At 62.1% G+C, this 18073-nt stretch carries 16 protein-coding genes and 1 tRNA gene (1 of these 17 cut by a window edge); 10 read left to right on the forward strand and 7 right to left on the reverse strand.

The window, feature by feature from the left end; translation table 11 throughout:
- A protein-coding gene (gene nadB, locus BXU06_RS10630; protein ID WP_077299367.1) for an L-aspartate oxidase crosses the window boundary here: on the forward strand, positions 1-362 show its 3' portion. The gene continues 1228 nt to the left of window position 1, outside the view; the window shows 362 of its 1590 coding nt (coding positions 1229-1590); the start codon falls outside the window, past its left edge; its stop codon occupies positions 360-362.
- 117 nt (positions 363-479) lie between these two features.
- Here the strand turns inward: nadB and BXU06_RS10635 are convergent, their stop codons facing one another.
- The 3 genes from BXU06_RS10635 to queG all read right to left on the reverse strand — a co-directional run bounded on the left by BXU06_RS10635 (position 480) and on the right by queG (position 2977).
- Positions 480-1028: a DUF2946 family protein gene (locus BXU06_RS10635; protein ID WP_171982192.1), complete on the reverse strand. Its 549-nt coding sequence runs from the start codon at positions 1026-1028 to the stop codon at positions 480-482.
- 106 nt (positions 1029-1134) lie between these two features.
- Positions 1135-1947 carry a glutamate racemase gene (gene murI, locus BXU06_RS10640; protein ID WP_077299371.1) on the reverse strand — a complete coding sequence of 271 codons (813 nt, stop codon included), beginning with the start codon at positions 1945-1947 and terminating at the stop codon, positions 1135-1137.
- 61 nt (positions 1948-2008) lie between these two features.
- The gene (gene queG / locus BXU06_RS10645; protein ID WP_253189447.1) at positions 2009-2977 is read right to left on the reverse strand and encodes a tRNA epoxyqueuosine(34) reductase QueG; all 969 of its coding nucleotides are present in this window, start codon (positions 2975-2977) and stop codon (positions 2009-2011) included.
- 111 nt (positions 2978-3088) lie between these two features.
- Between queG and tsaE the strand changes: the two genes are divergently transcribed.
- Positions 3089-3571 carry a tRNA (adenosine(37)-N6)-threonylcarbamoyltransferase complex ATPase subunit type 1 TsaE gene (tsaE, locus tag BXU06_RS10650; protein ID WP_077299375.1) on the forward strand — a complete coding sequence of 161 codons (483 nt, stop codon included), beginning with the start codon at positions 3089-3091 and terminating at the stop codon, positions 3569-3571.
- Positions 3535-4929: an N-acetylmuramoyl-L-alanine amidase gene (locus BXU06_RS10655; protein WP_077299377.1), complete on the forward strand. Its 1395-nt coding sequence runs from the start codon at positions 3535-3537 to the stop codon at positions 4927-4929. The genes tsaE and BXU06_RS10655 overlap by 37 nt, the downstream gene beginning before the upstream one ends.
- Before the next feature lie 87 nt (positions 4930-5016).
- On the opposite strand, the gene BXU06_RS10660 is transcribed toward BXU06_RS10655, so the two are convergent.
- The gene (locus BXU06_RS10660) at positions 5017-7416 is read right to left on the reverse strand and encodes a penicillin-binding protein 1A (protein ID WP_077299379.1); all 2400 of its coding nucleotides are present in this window, start codon (positions 7414-7416) and stop codon (positions 5017-5019) included.
- A 129-nt stretch (positions 7417-7545) separates the two neighbouring features.
- On the opposite strand from BXU06_RS10660, the gene aroK reads away from it, so the two are divergent.
- Complete coding sequence (gene aroK, locus BXU06_RS10665) at positions 7546-8115, forward strand: shikimate kinase AroK (RefSeq protein WP_077299381.1); 570 nt, start codon at positions 7546-7548, stop codon at positions 8113-8115.
- Entirely contained in the window at positions 8102-9196 is a 1095-nt protein-coding gene (gene aroB, locus BXU06_RS10670; protein ID WP_077299383.1) for a 3-dehydroquinate synthase, read from the forward strand. The genes aroK and aroB overlap by 14 nt, the downstream gene beginning before the upstream one ends.
- Before the next feature lie 77 nt (positions 9197-9273).
- On the opposite strand, the gene BXU06_RS10675 is transcribed toward aroB, so the two are convergent.
- Entirely contained in the window at positions 9274-9759 is a 486-nt protein-coding gene (locus BXU06_RS10675; RefSeq protein WP_077299385.1) for a GNAT family N-acetyltransferase, read from the reverse strand.
- A gap of 114 nt (positions 9760-9873) precedes the next feature.
- Between BXU06_RS10675 and BXU06_RS10680 the strand changes: the two genes are divergently transcribed.
- On the forward strand, positions 9874-10671 hold the full coding sequence (locus tag BXU06_RS10680; protein WP_077299387.1) for a TatD family hydrolase: 798 nt from the start codon (positions 9874-9876) through the stop codon (positions 10669-10671).
- Here the strand turns inward: BXU06_RS10680 and murJ are convergent.
- Positions 10652-12190, reverse strand: coding sequence for a murein biosynthesis integral membrane protein MurJ (gene murJ / locus BXU06_RS10685; protein ID WP_077299389.1), 1539 nt, complete (start codon positions 12188-12190; stop codon positions 10652-10654). The two genes, BXU06_RS10680 and murJ, sit on opposite strands and share 20 nt — an antisense overlap.
- Before the next feature lie 171 nt (positions 12191-12361).
- Here murJ and rpsT point away from each other — a divergent pair, with 171 nt between their 5' ends.
- Together rpsT and BXU06_RS10695 are read left to right on the forward strand one after the other, a co-directional pair.
- Entirely contained in the window at positions 12362-12628 is a 267-nt protein-coding gene (rpsT, locus tag BXU06_RS10690) for a 30S ribosomal protein S20 (protein WP_077299391.1), read from the forward strand.
- Between the two features lie 187 nt (positions 12629-12815).
- Positions 12816-13808, forward strand: a complete 993-nt coding sequence (locus tag BXU06_RS10695) for a folate-binding protein YgfZ (RefSeq protein WP_171982193.1) — start codon at positions 12816-12818, stop codon at positions 13806-13808.
- A gap of 102 nt (positions 13809-13910) precedes the next feature.
- Here the strand turns inward: BXU06_RS10695 and BXU06_RS10700 are convergent, their stop codons facing one another.
- Complete coding sequence (locus BXU06_RS10700; RefSeq protein WP_077299395.1) at positions 13911-16049, reverse strand: methyl-accepting chemotaxis protein; 2139 nt, start codon at positions 16047-16049, stop codon at positions 13911-13913.
- 272 nt (positions 16050-16321) lie between these two features.
- Between BXU06_RS10700 and BXU06_RS10705 the strand changes: the two genes are divergently transcribed.
- Both BXU06_RS10705 and BXU06_RS10710 read left to right on the forward strand, forming a co-directional pair.
- Positions 16322-16398: transfer RNA gene (locus BXU06_RS10705), tRNA-Ile, on the forward strand.
- A gap of 397 nt (positions 16399-16795) precedes the next feature.
- Positions 16796-18019, forward strand: coding sequence for an IS110 family transposase (locus BXU06_RS10710; protein WP_077296620.1), 1224 nt, complete (start codon positions 16796-16798; stop codon positions 18017-18019).
- The last annotated feature ends 54 nt before the right edge of the window (positions 18020-18073 follow it).

Raw genomic sequence — 18073 nt, forward strand, 5'->3', positions numbered from 1 at the left:
TTCCGCCGATTCCGGCCTGGGATGACAGCCAGGTGACCGACCCGGATGAAGAAGTGGTGCTGTCGCACAACTGGGACGAACTGCGTCGGGCGATGTGGGATTATGTCGGGATTGTGCGCACCAACAAGCGACTGGAACGGGCGCTGCACCGGATTGACTTGCTGCAGGATGAAATTACCGAGTACTACCGGCACTTTCATATCAGCAATGACCTGATCGAACTGCGCAATCTGGTGGCGACTGCCGAACTGATTGTGCGCTCGGCCATGGCCCGCCACGAAAGCCGTGGCCTGCATTACAGCAGTGACTATCCGGACACCCTGGCCAGCGCACAGGATACTGTGCTGACGCCCAACAAATAACAGCGAGACCATACCGCACAAACCCGGCGCGCCGCGCGGATTGCTGAAAGACCATCACCGCAATCCGCGTGGCGCTTGGCCAGCGCCATGGATTGCGCCCGGTTTTCCCCTGGCAGGCTATTCTGCTTCAGGCTCGGGCTGTACCTTCAGGTGAAACTGCTCATGCAGGTTAGCCAGTGTGGCCAATTGCACGGGCAAATGCGGTTGCGGCGGACGATAGGTCATGAACAGCGTGCTTGTGCCGTCCAGCCAGCGCACCCAGTTGTCGTCATCCAGCGGCCGGCGCTCCTGATCGTGCAGCAAGGCCAGCACCGCCGTCAGATCACGGTCATCCACCACCGCCAGCTTGCCACGATTCACATCCAGCAGCAGCATGCCCTCGGCAGTCAGAAACACCCCGCCAATCCAGAACACCGCTTCGCCATCGTGCAAGCGCCAGTCGCCGTGCTGGTAGCGCACCACATACGGGCTGACATCGCACTGCACGAACACCCGCTGCGGGCCATTCTGAAAAAAAGCCCGACCCTGGCGGTCCTGCGCATAGTTGCGCTGGATGAACTCGATCATCGCCGGGTGGCTCAGCCGTTCGTCCTGTATCCACCACTGGCCACGGCCATCCAGGCGCAGCCAGCCAAACACATCGGGCACATTCGGCCATTTGGCCATGGCTGCTCGTACGCTGTCGTCCATTACACCCTTTCGCGTCATCCGGTCCCGCCGCCACGCGCCCCTGCACACAGGGCACGATGGCCTCCCAAAATGGTGTTACGCCTTACGCCAGCTTGACCATCTCCAGCTGGCGGATCGAGCGGCCCAGAAAGCGCTCGCCAATGGTTTGAAAGCGTAGCGGAATATCGGTGACAAAATACTGGTAATTGGGCATGCCGCGTTGCGGATTCAGCAACCCCAGCTCGGCCAGCCGGGTGGCGGTGGCCTCAGCCGTGGTCACTGCCGAATCGACGATGGTCAGCCGGTGGCCGGTCACGTCTTGCAGCAGGGGCTTGATCAACGGGTAGTGGGTACACCCCAGCACCAGCGTGTCCACGTCCTCGACCAGCACCGACTTCAGGTATTCCTCGGCGGTCAGCCGGGTGACTGGGTGATCCAGCCAGCCTTCTTCCACCAATGGCACAAACAGCGGGCAGGCCTGCGAGTACACCCGGGCATCCGGGCTGAGATGATGAATGGCGCGGGCGTAGGCATTGCTATTGACCGTAGTGGGCGTGGCAATCACCGCAATACTGGCGCGCTGGCTGACCTGCACCGCGCTGCGTGCGCCGGCGTCAATCACATCCAGCACTGGCACGTCGCCGGCCACCTGGCGCACCACCTCGGCGGCTACGGCAGCCATGGTGTTGCAGGCAATAATCAGCGCCTTGACCTGGCGCTTGAGCAGAAACTCGGCAATTTGCCGGGTGAAATCTTCGATGGTGGCCACCGACTTTACCCCATAGGGCACGCGGGCGCTGTCTCCAAAGTAGATCAGGTCTTCAAACGGCAGGCGGTCCATCAGCGCACGCACGACGGTCAGGCCACCGATCCCCGAGTCAAACACCCCAATGGGGCGACGGTCCAAGGCGGTCATTACTCTCACTTGATTTCAGCCAACGCCGGCCACGCAGACGGCAGGCCGGCAAAGGAAGGCATCATATCACGCCCTGTCGGGCCAATGCCCAGCCGACATGCTCGCGCACCAGCGCCGACGGGTGGTCGCGCCGCGCCAGCAGCGCCGCCAGCACCGCCGGGGTGGCCGGGGCATTGCCCAGGCCCACCGCCAGATTGCGCAGCCAGCGTTCATGGCCAATCCGGTAAATCGGACTACCGGCCATGCGCTGGGTAAAATCACTGGCTTCCCAGGCAAACAGGCTGGCCAGGCTGGCATGATCCAGGCCGTGACGCACGGCAAAATCCGCCTCACTCGTCGGCACGGCAAACCGGTTCCACGGACACACCAGCTGGCAGTCATCACAGCCGTACACCCGATTACCAATCAGCGCACGCAAGGGTTCCGGAATACTGCCGGCCAGCTCGATGGTCAGATAGGAAATGCAGCGACGAGCGTCCAGCTGATACGGTGCCACAATCGCCTGGGTGGGGCAGGCGTCCAGGCAGCGGGTGCAGCGCCCGCAGTGGGCATCGGTAGGGGCATCCAGCGGCAGCGGCAGATCAGTGAGCAATTCACCCAAAAAGAAAAACGACCCTTCGTCACGCTGAATCAGCAAGGTGTGCTTGCCGCGCCAGCCCAGCCCGGACTGGCTGGCCAGCGCCACCTCCATCAGCGGTGCGCTGTCGGTAAACACCCGGTAGCCCACCGGCCCAACGGCAGCCACCAGCCGGTCGGCCAGTTTTTGCAAGCGATTGCGCAGGGTTTTATGGTAGTCGCGGCCCAGCGCATAGCGGGCAATGGCGGCTTTCTCACCGTCCGCCAGCACCGCGTGCATGTCTGCGGCAGCCGGATCACGGTAGGGCAGGCGCACGGAAATCACCGTCAAGGCACCAGGTACCAGTTCAGCCGGACGGGCGCGCAGCACACCATGGCGGGCCATATAATCCATCTCGCCATGAAAACCAGCCGCCAGCCAGTCCAGCAGCGACTGTTCCACGCTTTCGGGCAAGGCAGCGCGGCCAATACTGACCCCGGAAAAGCCAAGTTCATACGCCCAGGCTTTGATTTGTTGGGCTAATTCGGGATAATCCCGGTTTTGAGCAGGTTCAGGACACATCCGATGGATGATAGCAGCGTTTGGCAAATTGCCCTGGCCGATGAAGCAGCCACCCTGGCCGCCGGTCGGCAACTGGCCAGCGAACTGGGCGGCGGCATGGTGATCACCCTGTACGGCGACCTTGGCGCTGGCAAGACCACGCTCACCCGTGGCGTGCTGGCCGGGCTGGGCCATGTGGGCCGGGTGCGCAGCCCCACCTACACCCTGGTGGAGCCCTATCACCTGGCCAATCTGGACGTGTTCCATTTTGATTTGTACCGCTTTGCCGACCCGGCAGAATGGCGCGATGCCGGCTTTAGCGAATACTTTGGCCCACACAGCCTGTGCCTGCTGGAATGGCCGGACAAGGCCGAAGGCTGGCTGCCCGCCGCCGACCTGGCCGTGAACCTGGCACTGGACGGCGCAGGCCGTTTGCTGACCGTGACCGCACTGACCCCGCGAGGAACTGCATGTCTGTCGACTTTGACGCCACCCGCCGCCGCCTGATCGGCGCCGCCACCCTGACCGCCCTGCTCTCCGTTACCCGTCTGGGGCATGCCGCAGGGGCCCGGCAGATTATTGCCGTGCGGGTATGGCCATCCAGCACCTACACCCGCATCACCCTGGAATCGCCGGAACCGCTGCATTTCAAGCAGTTCACCATGAAAAACCCGGAGCGGCTGGTGGTGGACATCGAAGGGGTGCAGCTCAATACAGTGCTGAAATCGCTGGACAGCAAAGTGGGCGGCGAAGACCCGTATATCAAAACCGCCCGCGCCGGCCAGTTCAACCCGACCACGGTGCGGGTGGTGCTCGACCTGAAAACCCAGGTAGAGCCCCAGGTATTCATGCTGCCGCCAGTCGCCGAATACAAACACCGGCTGGTGATGGATATTTATCCTTCCGCCAGCAATGACCCCTTGCTGGCGCTGCTGAACGACTACAACCAGGGCAAGCTGGACAAGGACATGCAGCCGCCCAAGAACGACAAGGCGGATAAGGCCGACAAGGCGGAGAAACCGGAAAAAACCGACAAGACAGACAAGACAGACAAGGCCGAGAAAACCGACAAGCATCACGGCAAGGACAACAAAGACAGCAAGGACAGCCACGCCGACAGCGACGAACCGCCGAGCAAACCCGGCAAAAAACCCTCACGCAGCAACCGCCCGATTGTGGTGGTGCTCGACCCTGGCCATGGCGGCGAAGACCCCGGTGCCGTGGGTCCGTCTGGTGCCAAGGAAAAAGTGGTGGTGCTGCAAATCGCCAAGCGGCTCAAGCGCAAGCTGGAAGCCCACCCGAATATGCGCGTGTTCCTGACCCGCGACGAAGATGTGTTCATCCCGCTTGGGGTGCGGGTGGCCAAGGCGCGCAAGCTCAACGCCGACCTGTTTGTCTCGATTCACGCCGATGCCTTCATCAACAGCTCGGCACGCGGTTCGTCGGTGTTTGCCCTGTCGGAAAAAGGCGCCACCAGCACCGCCGCCCGCTATCTGGCCAAAACCCAGAACGAGGCCGACCTGATTGGCGGGGTGAAATTCAACGTCAAGGACAAATACCTGGCGCACACCCTGTTTGACCTGACCCAGACCGCCACGATTGCCGACAGCCTGAAACTGGGCAAATACATGCTGGGCCAGCTGGGCGAAATCAACCGCCTGCACCGCAACGAAGTGGAACAAGCCGGCTTTGCCGTGCTGAAAGCGCCAGATATTCCGTCAGTGCTGGTGGAAACCGCCTTTATCAGCAACCCGGCTGAAGAGGCCAAGCTGACCAACACCAACCATCAGGACAAGATTGCCGATGCAATGATGGACGGCATCCGGCAGTACTTTGCCAAAAACCCGGCGCTGGCGCGGGTTTGACACCAGAGAATCCAACCCTGGCACCCATCAAAAAACCGGCCCTGTTTCAGGGCCGGTTTTTTAACGCCAGACAGAGACTGCCTCAGCTCAGAACAACTGTTCCTTCACCCGTTCAACCGCATCGCGGGCAGCATTGCTGCGCGGCGGCGTGCCGGGCGCAGCCGGTTTGTCCGCCGGCTTGCCATCCGGCGCTGGGGCAGCCTCATCGCCAGCTTGCGGGTCGCTGCTGCGGTTGTTCAGGCCCAGCTCCGGATTGGTGTTCTGGAACTCCTCGTAAAAATACTCTGGCCCACCCCTGGCACCAGCGCCAGCACGTTCCACCACCCCGGCAGGCACCGGTGCCTCCACCTCTGGCACGCCCTTGAGCGCCTGGGTCATATAGTGGATCCAGATCGGCAAGGCCGCGCCGCCACCGGTTTCGCCGCCGCCCAGGCTACGGTTATTGTCAAAGCCCACCCAGGCAATGCCCACCAGATGGGCATTGAACCCGGAAAACCAGGCATCGCGGGAATCATTGGTGGTGCCGGTTTTGCCGGCCAGATCCATGCGCCCCAGCGTCATCGCCCGGGTGGCGGTGCCGTAGCGCACCACGTCCTTCATCATGCTGGTCATGATGAAAGCGTTGCGCGGGTCGATGGTTTGCTCGGCATTCTTGCCCACTTCCGATGGCGTGGTTCGCGCCAGCACCCGACCCTGATTGTCTTCAATCCGGTCGATGATGTAGGAGCGCACCCGGTAGCCGCCATTGGCAAATACCGCGTAGCCTTCCGCCATTTGCAGCGGCGTCACCACCCCCGCGCCCAGCGCCATGGTCAGGTAGGCCGGATGCTGCTTGGCACCAAAACCAAAGCGGCCAATATATTCCTGGGCGTAGTCAGTGCCGATGGCCATCAGGATACGGATGGACACCAGGTTTTTCGACCGGGTCAGCGCCTGACGCATGGTCATCATCCCGCCAAACTTGCCATCGTAGTTTTTCGGCTCCCAGCGCTGGCCACCAATCGACTGCGGGTCGATCACCAGCGGCGCATCGTTGATCATCGACGACGGGGTAAAGCCACGCTCCAGGCCCGCCGAATAGATAAACGGCTTGAAGCTGGAACCCGGCTGACGCCAGGCCATGGTCACCCGGTTAAAGTGGTTGCGGTTGAAGTCAAAACCGCCCACCAGCGATTTGATCGCGCCATTGTGCGGATCGACCGACACAAACGCGCCTTCCACCTGCGGCATCTGGCTGATTTCCCACTCGTCCTTGTCGTTGCGCTGCACCCGCACCACCGCGCCAGGGCGAATCTGCTGCGCCGGGGTCAGCTTGGCCGACAAGGCGCGTCGGGCAAAATTCAGCCCGCTGCCCTTGATGACAACCTGCTGACCACCGCGCAGATACACCACCACCTGGCTGGGCCCGGCTTCCAGCACCACGCCGGGCTGCAGCTTGCCGCTGTCGCGAATGGCCGCCAGCGCTTCATCCAGCGCTTCATCCCGTTCGCCGCTGGGCAGGGTTTTCAGGTCGATATACGACTCGGGTGCCCGATAGCCATGGCGGGCGTCGTATTCGCTCAGGCCGACGCGCAGAGCGTCAAACGCCCATTTCTGGTGCTGGCTGTCCAGCGTGGTGACCACACGGAAACCGTCGGTGTACGCCGCTTCCTTGTAACGCTCGAACATGGTCTGGCGCACCATTTCCGCCACGTACTGCGCCGGCACGCTGAAATCCTCGGCCTGGCGCGACACGCTGGCGGGCTCGTTCTTGGCCGCTTCGTATTGTTCGGCGCTGATGAAGTTCAGCTCGCGCATCCGGCGCAACACATACAGCTGGCGCAGACGGGCGCGTTCGGGATTGACCACCGGGTTATACGAAGACGGTGCCTTGGGCAGCCCGGCCAGCATGGCCATCTGCGCGGTGCTAAGCGCCTTGAGCGGCTTGCCGTAGTAAATCTGCCCGGCAGCGGCAAAACCATAGGCACGCTGGCCCAGATAGATCTGGTTGAAATACAGCTCGAGAATCTGGTCCTTGCTCAGATTGTGCTCAATCTTGAACGACAGCAGCGCCTCGTTGAATTTGCGCGTCAGCGTGCGTTCCGACGACAGGAAGAAGTTCTTGGCCACCTGCATGGTAATGGTCGATGCACCGGATTTGGTTTGTCCGGAAATCAGGTTGCCAGTGGCGGCGCGCAGCACGCCCATGTAGTCGATACCGCCATGCTGGTAAAAGCGCTCGTCTTCGGCGGCCATGATCGCCTGCTTCATCAGCTGTGGCACTTCCTGGATTTTGGTGAACGAACGACGCTCTTCGCCAAACTCGCCAATCTGCACGCCATCGGCGGTGTAGATGCGCAGGGGGATTTTCGGACGGTAATCGGTTAGCACCGCCAGGTCAGGCAGTTTCGGGTAGGTCACAGCCACCGCAAAGCCCAGCAAACCGACGGCAACCACCGCCAGAGCCAGACACAGGGCAACCACGCCAAGCAGGACGCGAGTCAGCATAGGCAGGAAAAACACAGGAATAAGGAACGCCGATTATAGACCCGCCCATTCACGACTGTCTGCGCAGGACAAATTTTTGTATGGCGGGGGTGTCGCGCGGGCGGGAGGTCTTTGGGTACAATATCGGGCATGATACATGTTGCTGGCAATATTTTTCTGGTCGGGCTGATGGGGGCGGGTAAAACCACCGTCGGGCGCACACTGGCGCGCGAAACCGGCAAAACCTTCTACGACTCCGACCACGAAATCGAAGCGCGCGCGGGCGTGCGCGTGGCGACGATTTTTGAAATTGAAGGCGAACCGGCGTTTCGCGAACGCGAGCGCAAGACCATCGCCGAGCTGGCGCTGCGCCAGAATATCGTGCTGGCCACCGGCGGCGGTGCCGTCACCCATCCGGATACCCGTCAGGTGCTGGCGGCCCACGGCACGGTGATTTATCTGCGCGCCTCGATCGACGACCTGCTGCTGCGCACGCAAAACGACAAAAGCCGACCGTTGCTGCAAACCGCCAACCCGCGCGCCAAGCTGGAAAGCCTGTTTGCCCAGCGCGACCCGCTCTACCGCGAAGTGGCCGACATCATCATCGACACCTCGCGCCAGAATGTCCACCTGCTGGTCAGCCGCCTGCTGAGCAAGCTGGCCAGCCCGGCGGGTGGTTCCTCCCCTCCCTGCCCGGCGCTTCCGCATGATAACGCTTGACCTTGTTCTGCCCGACACCCGCTACCCGATCTACATTGGCGAAGCCCTGTTTGCCAATCCGGCGCTGATTTTGCCGCACCTGCCGCAGAAAAAAGCCGCGATCATCACCAACACCACAATTGCCCCGCTGTACCTGGCGCCGCTGCAACAGGCGCTGGAAGCCGCCGGGGTCAGCGTCACCCCGGTGATTCTGCCTGACGGCGAAGCCTACAAGACCTGGGAAACGCTGAACCTGATCTTTGACGCCCTGCTGGGCGGGCGCGCCGAACGCAAGACCACGCTGATTGCCCTGGGTGGCGGGGTGATTGGCGACATGACCGGCTTTGCCGCCGCCTGCTACCAGCGCGGTGCGCCATTCATCCAGATTCCCACCACCCTGCTGGCGCAGGTGGACTCGTCGGTGGGCGGCAAGACCGCCATCAACCACCCGCTGGGCAAAAACATGATCGGCGCGTTTTACCAGCCGCGCGCGGTGCTGGCCGACATGGCCGTGCTGGACACCCTGCCAGCGCGCGAGCTGTCCGCCGGCCTGGCCGAAGTGATCAAATACGCGCTGCTGGGCGATGTGCAGTTTCTGGCCTGGCTGGAACAACACATCGACGCACTGCGCGCCCGCGACCGTACCACCCTGGCCGAAGCCGTCCGCCACTGCTGCCAGATGAAGGCGGATATTGTTGGCGAGGACGAAAAAGAAACCGGCGTGCGCGCCCTGCTCAACCTGGGCCACACCTTTGGCCACGCCATCGAGGCCGGCATGGGCTACGGTGCCTGGCTGCACGGCGAAGCGGTGGCGGCGGGCATGGTGCTGGCGGCGGAAACCTCACGCCTGCTGGGCTGGATCAGCGAAGCTGACGTGGCCCGCGCCGTGGCGTTGATCGAACGCGCCGGCCTGCCCACGATCTCGCCCAATCTGGGTGTGGACACCTGGCTGGAATACATGGGCCACGACAAGAAAGTGGAAGAAGGCCAGCTGCGCTTTGTGCTGCTGCGCCAGCTGGGCCAGGCGGTGATCGAAAAAGGCGTGCCGCTGTCGGTGCTGCAACAGGTGCTGCAAGGCCGGTTTGTGGCCACCGCAGCATAAAGCCGCGCAACGCCCAACAGCCATCGCCCCGCGCCCACGCAGGCCGGGGCGATGTGGTTTACGCCAGCGCCTGCGTGTCAGGCAAGACCATCCGCCAGATCTGGGCCGGCGCGCTGGCACTGCATCGGCACATAGCGAATACCCTGTAACTGCTGTTCTGGCCCGGTAGCCACAAACCCCAGACGCTGATACGCCACCACTGCGCCAGGCGCGGCATTCACCCGCCAGAGCCGCGCATCCGGCGCGCTAGCCTGCAGACGCTGCCAGAGCTGGCGGGCCACACCCTGACGCTGAAACGGGTCATCGACAAACAGATAATACACGTGCGCAGGCCAGCGCACCGCCGCCAGCCCGGCCAACTGCCCGGCGCACCAGGCCAGCTCAAAGCCAAAGCGTTGCCGGTCAGCCAGTTTGTCTGCCAACACGGGCCGGTCAAGCTGGGCCAGATAATGCGCCTGCCCCTGCGGACTCAACCCTGGCAGCACATGGCGCTGCGCGCTGCGGTGCAGCAGCGCCAGCATGGCGTCCAGATCATCGGTAACAGCCGGGCGGTAAACCAGCATGGTGGCAATGCTCCAGGATAAAGTGGCCAACACAGAAACAAGCCAGCTATGATGCACAACGCCATGGGCAGCCGGCAAGCGCGACCGCCCTGTCGCCCCCTTGCCGGAGCCCCCATGCCCCCCACGCTATTCGACACCCACTGCCATCTTGACGCCGCCGAATTTGCCGCTTGCCGCGATTCGGTGGTCAACGCCGCGCTGGCTGCCGGGGTGGGCGACATGCTGGTTCCTGCCGTCAGCACCGCCAGTTGGCCAGCCACCCTGGCCATGCGCAGCCGCTATGGCTGCCGGGTGACGCTGGGCCTGCATCCGGTGTATCTGGCCCAGCACCGGCCCGAGCATCTGGAACAGCTGGCCGACGCGCTGGACCGCGAGCGGCCCGACGCGGTGGGCGAAATCGGCCTGGATTTTTATCTGCCTGAACTCGACCCCGCCGCGCAGGAGGCATTGCTGCTGGCCCAGCTGAAGCTGGCGCGCGCGCGCCAGTTGCCGGTGGTGCTGCATCTGCGTCGGGCGCAGGATCGGGTGCTGAAGTATCTGCGCCAGGTATCACCACCCGGCGGCATTGCCCATGCGTTCAATGGCAGCCGCCAGCAGGCCGATACGCTGATTGCGCTGGGGTTCAAGCTGGGTTTTGGCGGAGCAATGAGCTATAGCGGTTCGCAGCGCATTCGCCAGCTGGCGGCCACGCTACCGCTGTCGGCGCTGGTACTGGAAACCGACGCGCCGGACATCCGCCCGGCCTGGTGCCCACCCGAACAGCCCAACCAGCCGGACAATCTGCCACGCTTTGCCCGGATTCTGGCCGAACTGCGTGGTGAAAGCGTGGAAGACATTCTCACCGCCACTAGCGCCAACGCCCGTCAGGCGCTGGGACTGGACGGGCAAGCGCCTAGGCTTCGCGCCGCTTGAAATCGGCCAGCCGAAAGCCCTGCGCATACAGGCAGGCAAAGTACACCAGCACCCCAATCAGCACCAGCACGGTCAGCCAGACCACCCGCTGCCAGGCAGCGCTGTGCAGCCAGTCCAGCGGCAGGCTCCAGTACAGCACCAGCAGCACTTCCGCCATCACCGCCAGCGCCAGCGCCACCTTCCGGGCAAAGCGTCCCCAGCCCGGTTGCGGCTGGTAAATGCCATGCCGGCGCAGTTGATACAGCAGCAGACCCGCATTCAGGCACGCCCCCAGCCCGATGGCCAGCGACAGGCCGGCGTGCTTGAGCGGAATAATAAACGCTAGGTTCATCAACTGGGTGCAGGCCAGGGTGAGCAAGGCGATCCGCACCGGGGTTTTCACGTTTTGCCGGGCATAAAACCCTGGTGCCAGCACCTTGACCAGAATCAACCCGACCAGACCGAACGCGTAGGCAATCAGCGCCTGCTGGGTCATCGCCACATCGTTGGCGGTAAATTTGCCGTACATGAACAAGGTGGCAATCAGCGGCCAGGACAAAATGGCCAGCCCCACTGCCGAAGGCAGCGCCAGCAGCAAAGACAATCGGATGCCCCAGTCGAGCAGATGGGAAAACTCGGCGTCCGCTGCCTGGGCGGCATGGCGTGACAGTGACGGCAATAGAATGGTGCCCAGCGCCACCCCCAGCACCCCGGTGGGAAATTCCATCAGCCGGTCGGCGTAGTACATCCACGACACACTACCCGACACCAGCAATGAGGCAAAGATGGTGTTGATCACCAGCGAAATCTGGCCAATCGACACCCCAAAGATAGCCGGCCCCATCTGGCGCATGATGCGATTCACCCCGGCATCATTAAAGCGCAAACGCGGCCAGGGCAGCATGCGGATCCGGCGCAGATAGGGCAGCTGGAACGCCAGCTGGGCCAGCCCGCCGGCAAACACCGCCCAGCCCAGCGCCAGCACAGGCGGATCAAAATACGGGGCCAGCAGGGTGGCAAACAGGATGAAGCTGATATTAAGCAGCGTGGGCGTCAGCGCCGGAATGGAAAATTGCCGCCAGGTGTTCAGCACGCTGCTGGCCAGCGAGGCCAGCGAGATCAACAAGATATAGGGAAAGGTGATGCGCAGCAGGGTGACGGTCAGGCCAAACTTGTCGGCGTCGTTGCTAAAGCCAGGGGCGGACAGGTAAATCACCCATGGCGCGGCCAGCATGCCCAGCAGGGTCACCCCCGCCAGCGCCAGAGTAAGCAGGCCGGTTACATTGGCCAGCAAGGCCCGTGCAGCGTCGTCGCCCTGTTTTTCTTTATATTCAGCCAGCACCGGCACAAATGCCTGGGAAAACGCCCCCTCGGCAAACACCCGGCGCAGCAGATTGGGCAGCTTGAACGCCACAAAAAACGCGTCCGTGGCCATCCCGGCACCAAAGCTGCGGGCAATAATGGCGTCGCGGACAAAGCCCAGAATGCGCGACACCAGGGTCATGCTGCTGACCGTGGCCAGGGTTTTTAGCAGATTCATCGCGGAGATCAAACACCGGAACAGCCGGCAAAGCGCGTATCTTAGCCGAATCCGGGCCAGGGCCGGCAGCCTGTTGTGCGTGAGCAGGGCAGGCCTTGGGATTGTTGTTGCAAAACATGCCGATGGTGAGTAAAATCGCGTGTTTTACAGAATCCGTCCCAGGAGACATCCATGGCAAATAGCGCACAAGCTCGCAAGCGCGCTCGCCAGGCCGAAGTGGCCCGCGAGCATAACGCTAGCCTGCGTACCCAATATCGCACCGCCGTCAAAAAAGTGCTGAAAGCAGTGCTGGCTGGCGACAAAGCCGCCGCACAGGAAGTGTTCAAGTCGTCCGTTGCTGTGATCGACCGTATCGCTGACAAGAACATCGTGCACAAGAACAAGGCCTCTCGTCACAAGAGCCGCCTGTCCGCCAAGATCAAGGCCATTGCTGCCTGATTGTCGCGTTCTTGCGCCACCGCAAAAAGCCCCGCCATTTTCGCGGGGCTTTTTGTTGCCTGCTTGCCGCGCAATTCATCCCACCCGGGCTTGAATCTGCGCCAATTGCCGCGATGTGTTTTTGATGCTTCGACGCCAGCTGATGTGCGTCGCCCCATTCCATCCCCCCTTTGGCAGGAGACCGCCGATGAATGCCGACTGGCTTGCCTGGCTGGCCCAACAGCCCACGCCCCCCACTTACCCGACCCAGACCGACGCCCCCCGCCTGTGTGCGCTGAGCGATTTTGCCGTGCTGGATTTTCATGGCGAAGAGACTCAGGCCTTTTTGCAGGGCCAGTTGTCCAGCGACGTGCGCGAAGTGAACGACCAGCACGCGCAATACTCCAGCTATTCCACCGCCAAAGGCCGCATGCTGGCCAGCTTTCTGGTCTGGCAACGCGAGACGCACTATCGGCTGATGGTGCGCGCCGATCTGGCTGAGGCCATGAAAAAACGTCTGGGCATGTTTATCTTGCGCGCCAAGGTTAAAGTGGCGCTGGACAGCGACAGCGTGCTGCTGGGCCTGAGCGGCGCGCAAGCGGGCGAACTGGCCCGCCAGGTGTTCGGTCAGGTGCCCAGCGCACCAGGCGAGGTAACACAGGGCGAATACGGCAGCCTGCTGGCGCTGGCCGGTGACCGCCTGCTGCTTGACCTGACCGCCAGCGCAGCGCCCACCCTGTGGCAGGCATTGTGCGCCGGCGGTGCCCACGCTGTCAGTCAGACCGACTGGCATGCCCAGGACATCGCCCATGGCCTGCCGTGGATCAGCGCCGCCACCCAGGAGCTGTTTGTGGCACAGATGGCCAATATGGAGCTGATTGGCGCGGTCAGCTTCAAAAAGGGCTGCTACCCTGGCCAGGAAATCGTCGCCCGCACCCAGTATCTGGGCAAGACCAAGCGGCGGATGTTCCGCGTGCATCTGGACGCCAACGGCGTCAGCGCTGGCCAGGCACTGTTCAGCCCGGCCACTGCCGAACAGACCATCGGCCATATCGTCAATGCCGTACCGGCTCCCACGGGCGGCAGCGAGGCACTGGCGGTGTTCCAGCTGCCGGCGCTGGAAAGCGGCGTGCATCTGGGCGCGCTGGATGGCCCGGCCTTGCAGGTTCTGCCGTTACCGTATGCCGTGCCGCTGGAATAAGCGCCTCAGCAATACCGCATGAAAAATGCCGTTCAGCCCATACAGGTGAACGGCAATTTTTCATCCAGTTTTTATCCAGGAAAAAGGGCAGACGGCAGGCGCTCAGCCCACCTTGAACTGATTGACCAGCTGCTGCAGGCGGTTGGAGGCAAACAGCGTCTGCTGGGTGGTATGCCCGGTTTCCGCCAGCACCTGGCTGGTGCTTTGCGTGGCGTCGCTGACCTGCTGCACCTTGTCATTGTGCGCCCGGCTGGTGGCAGCAATACCATCAATGGCGTGGAACAACTGCTCGACCAGACGGTGTACCTCACCATTGTCCGACGCGGTTTCCTCGGCCAGCTTCAGGCCTTCTTCCATTTCGCGCATGCCCACCGCCATGCTGGCCACCGCGCCGTGCGCCTGGGTTTGCACGCCGGAAATCATGCTGCCAATCTCATCAGTGGCCTTGCTGGTGCGTTCGGCCAGCTTGCGCACTTCGTCGGCCACCACGGCAAAGCCCCGACCCTGCTCGCCGGCGCGGGCGGCTTCAATCGCCGCGTTCAGCGCCAAAAGATTGGTCTGGTCGGCAATTTCGCTGATCACCCCGACCACCCGGCCAATTTCCACCGTGCTGGTTTCCAGCTGGGTCAGCGTGCGGCTGGATTCAGCCACCGAGTCGCGAATACCTTGCGAGCGCTGACGGACCAGATTGACCTGCTGGCTGGCGTTGTCCACCATCTCCTGCATCACCCGCTTCATTTCCACCGCCGAGATATTGGCGGCGTCGATTTCGCGCATCTGGCCAGCCAGCGAGGCAAACATGTCATCCATCAGCCCGAGCACCGTGTGGGTGGTGTCACGGGTGGCATGGTGGCCATGCTGCATCACCTGATTGGTGGTGGAAATCTCGTTGGAGGTGTGGATCACCCGACGGACAATTCCTTCCAGATTGTCGATAAAGCTGTTGAACCACTGCGCCATCACCGTCAGTTCGTCGGTGCGGCCAGTGCTGCGGTCCAGACGCTGGCGCAAATCGCCGCCGCCTTCGGCAATGGTACGCACCATGCGGATCATCTGGCGGAAGCGGTTGGTCAGCTTGCGCGTGCCAAAGGTCAGGAACAGCCACGCACCAAACATGTGCGCACACAGTGCAACCGCACTACGAGAGTGCAAATCCAGCTCAAATAGCGCGTCTACCCCACTGGCCGCTGCCCAGGTAATGAGCATGGTGGTGATATACAGCCGGGTTAAACGGTAACTAATGGTGCGGTGGCGATACACTTCTTCCAGGTCGGCTTCGCACATCATCCCCCAGGTATCGGGCGACCCCGGCAGCTGGAAGGTGACGCCGCGACCAATTACCGGAATATGCCGGTAGTCGGAATACCCCGGATAGGTGACAAACAGGTTTTCGCCGCTGCGAATGGTTTCGCGCACGCCGGGGTGCAACTGGCCGGTGGCCGGGTCGTTGAACACCAGTTCAAACTCGGTATGCTGCTGCACCCGCACCACGCCCCAGCGGGTGCGAATGCCGTCTTTCAGGTTGTCGCCCAGCGAGAAGGTTTTGTCTTCAAAGCGCGAACGGGACAACGCTGTGCCTGGCGCAATACTCGGATCAAACACCGATTTGGCCATAAACAGGTAGTTGTCGCCCGACTCATGAAAAATATGCCCGGCCTCACGCTGGATCAAGTCGCTGACCACATCGTTGGGTACCCGCCCGCAGACTGCGCCGACGCTCTGGCCATTGCGCAGCAGGGGCTGGTAAAACATCAGCGTGACGGCATCGTGGAACTTGGACGTGCTCGGCCCCAGCGCCTGGGTAACCGAATCCAGATAAGGCCCGTGCAAAAACCGGGTTTGCACGCCGCGCGCCACCGCTGCAGCCGGCAGGTCGTGACGCCCCTGGCGCTGGTTGGCGGTGGACGCCAGCACCACGCCATTGGCGTCGATCACGAACAGCTCGGAAAACGCATCGGCCAACTGGTGACGAAAACGCAGGATGGCCTCATCCACCTGCGGCATGCCGCCCACCAACTGGTCGGCCAGCGCATCCAGGTGCTGCCATTGCTCCTGGGTCCATTGGGTGAGGATGTTGACCCGGGTTTCGGCAATGCCGGTAAACGACTGCTCCAGCCCCTCCAGCCGATGCCGGTTCAGGAACGTGGCCCAGCGCATCGACACTTTTCCGGTTTTGCCCCACCACGGCAACCATCGTCGTTCGCGATCACTGAGCGCCATGCGCATGCTGGCTAGTGCCATATCGAGTTTCCCTCTCGGTTCTGCATTTAGAATGTTGTGTTGTAGGGTCAGTCAAAGCAAAGCATGTGCCTAATTGAACGGATGTTTTTATCGGGAAATCCGCCTTCACCCTGAGGAAAAACCGGACAAAGCAGCGGGCCAGGCTCTCTCATTGGCGCTGGGCGCACGCCCATGTGAACCACGCTGACAAACGCCCCATGGCCAAACGCATAAAATATGCTAGAATCGTGAGCGCTTGTCAGATGGGCGTTTGCGCGTCATGACAGTCTTGCGGGCCTGTAGCTCAGTCGGTTAGAGCAGAGGACTCATAATCCTTTGGTCGTGGGTTCGAACCCCACCGGGCCCACCAGTTCTGCACGCGACACCTTACCCAAGCGCCAACCGCGCCAGCGCTGAGCATGCACCTTTCCGAGGCGCTTCGCCCTCGCTTGCCAGCCTACTGCGTTAGCCATGCCTTACGCTATCTCCTTACATATACGACGCATCTTGCCCTAACGATCATGGAGAGTAGCGCCACCCCAGAAGATGAAAGAGACTATCGGGTGGAAGTTGGCGGGTCGAGGTCGTATTAGTACTTTGCGGCTTGACCCAGCCTCTAACGTGACCTGCCAGACTGACTCGCACCCCGGATTGCTTCCATCGAGAGCGCACGCTAAACAGGCCGTTGGCGACTTGTCGCCTTCAGGCTCATTCAGTCCTGGTGCCCGCCTCCTTCCATCCTCAAGTGTAAATCGATAGGAAGCGCCATGGAACTGTCAGCACTGTACAAATGCGTCATCGGACTCGACGTCCATCAGGCGCAAATCACCGCCTGCGCATTGATTCAGCAACCCGATGGCAGCACGCGCATCGAGCAGCGGCAGTTTGGCGGCTTTGCCCGCGACCGCCGGGAACTCGCGGATTGGGCCGCTTCCTTGCACCCGGATGAAGTCGTGATGGAGAGCACCGGCATCTACTGGAAGAGCCCGTATGCCGCGCTGGAGGCAGTCGGCATCCGCGCCAAGGTGGTGAATGCCCGCCACGTCAAGCATGTCCCTGGCCGCAAGACCGATGTGGGCGATGCCCATTGGCTGGCGATGCTGGCGCGGGCCGGTTTGTTGCGCGCCTCGTTTGTCCCGCCTGCAGCATTGCGCGAATTGCGCCTGATTGCCCGTCAGCGACAGAAACTGGTTGGCCAACTGGCCTCTGAGAAGAACCGGCTGCACAAAGTGCTGACCGACAGTGGAATTCGCCTTGGCGTAGTGGTCAGCGATCTGCATGGGCAATCTGCCCGCGCCATGGTCAAGGCGATCATCGCCGGGCAAGCCCCACAGCAGGTGATCAACCTGGCCAGCCGCCGACTGAAGGCCAGCCGTGAGGAGATCTTCGATGCCCTACAAGGCGATCTGACCGCCAGTCACCGCTTCGTGCTCGACGAACTGATGCAGCATATTGAGGAGATCGAAGCCAGGATCGACCGCTTCGACGTCCGATTGCTGGCTGGGCTTGAATCCGAGCGGGGCACGCTGGCGCTGCTGCAAACGATCCCTGGCGTTGACCTGATCGGCGCGGCGATGCTGTTGGTGGAAATTGGCTCGGACATGGGCGCCTTCGGCAGCGCAGATCGTTTGGCTTCGTGGGTTGGCGTTTGCCCGGGCAACAACGAGTCGGCGGGCAAGCGCAAGTCAGGCCACACCCGCAAGGGCAACCCATATGTGCGCCGCCTGCTGTGCGAGTTTGCGCATGCCGCCAGTCGCACCACATCGGTGTTCAAGTCGAAGTTCCAGGCTCTTGTGGTCAGGCGTGGCTACAAACGCGCCATTATTGCAATTGGTCACAAAATTCTGCGCACGCTGTTCTTCATGCTCAAGCGGCGCGAGCATTACCGGGATTGCGCGACGGATTACGAGGCGCTCTCTGTTCAGCGCAATGCCCCACGCTGGATCAAGGCGCTGACTAAATTTGGCTTTATCACGCCAGCCAGCGCCTGATTCTGCATGGGCGTTTTTTTACATGGCCTTCGGGCCAGGGTGACGCTCGTCCTG

The organism is Aquaspirillum sp. LM1 (assembly GCF_002002905.1).
GTDB lineage: Bacteria > Pseudomonadota > Gammaproteobacteria > Burkholderiales > Aquaspirillaceae > Rivihabitans.

What these genes read in the sequence shown, in the direction of transcription:
- BXU06_RS10635 (WP_171982192.1), bottom strand. Translation starts at nt 1,028, where the DNA reads ATGGCCAAATGGCCGAATGTGCCCGATGTGTTTGGCTGGCTGCGCCTG.
- murI (WP_077299371.1), bottom strand. Translation starts at nt 1,947, where the DNA reads ATGACCGCCTTGGACCGTCGCCCCATTGGGGTGTTTGACTCGGGGATC.
- tsaE (WP_077299375.1), top strand. Translation starts at nt 3,089, where the DNA reads ATGGATGATAGCAGCGTTTGGCAAATTGCCCTGGCCGATGAAGCAGCC.
- BXU06_RS10655 (WP_077299377.1), top strand. Translation starts at nt 3,535, where the DNA reads ATGTCTGTCGACTTTGACGCCACCCGCCGCCGCCTGATCGGCGCCGCC.
- BXU06_RS10660 (WP_077299379.1), bottom strand. Translation starts at nt 7,416, where the DNA reads ATGCTGACTCGCGTCCTGCTTGGCGTGGTTGCCCTGTGTCTGGCTCTG.
- aroK (WP_077299381.1), top strand. Translation starts at nt 7,546, where the DNA reads ATGATACATGTTGCTGGCAATATTTTTCTGGTCGGGCTGATGGGGGCG.
- aroB (WP_077299383.1), top strand. Translation starts at nt 8,102, where the DNA reads ATGATAACGCTTGACCTTGTTCTGCCCGACACCCGCTACCCGATCTAC.
- BXU06_RS10675 (WP_077299385.1), bottom strand. Translation starts at nt 9,759, where the DNA reads ATGCTGGTTTACCGCCCGGCTGTTACCGATGATCTGGACGCCATGCTG.
- BXU06_RS10680 (WP_077299387.1), top strand. Translation starts at nt 9,874, where the DNA reads ATGCCCCCCACGCTATTCGACACCCACTGCCATCTTGACGCCGCCGAA.
- murJ (WP_077299389.1), bottom strand. Translation starts at nt 12,190, where the DNA reads ATGAATCTGCTAAAAACCCTGGCCACGGTCAGCAGCATGACCCTGGTG.
- rpsT (WP_077299391.1), top strand. Translation starts at nt 12,362, where the DNA reads ATGGCAAATAGCGCACAAGCTCGCAAGCGCGCTCGCCAGGCCGAAGTG.
- BXU06_RS10695 (WP_171982193.1), top strand. Translation starts at nt 12,816, where the DNA reads ATGAATGCCGACTGGCTTGCCTGGCTGGCCCAACAGCCCACGCCCCCC.
- BXU06_RS10700 (WP_077299395.1), bottom strand. Translation starts at nt 16,049, where the DNA reads ATGGCACTAGCCAGCATGCGCATGGCGCTCAGTGATCGCGAACGACGA.
- BXU06_RS10710 (WP_077296620.1), top strand. Translation starts at nt 16,796, where the DNA reads ATGGAACTGTCAGCACTGTACAAATGCGTCATCGGACTCGACGTCCAT.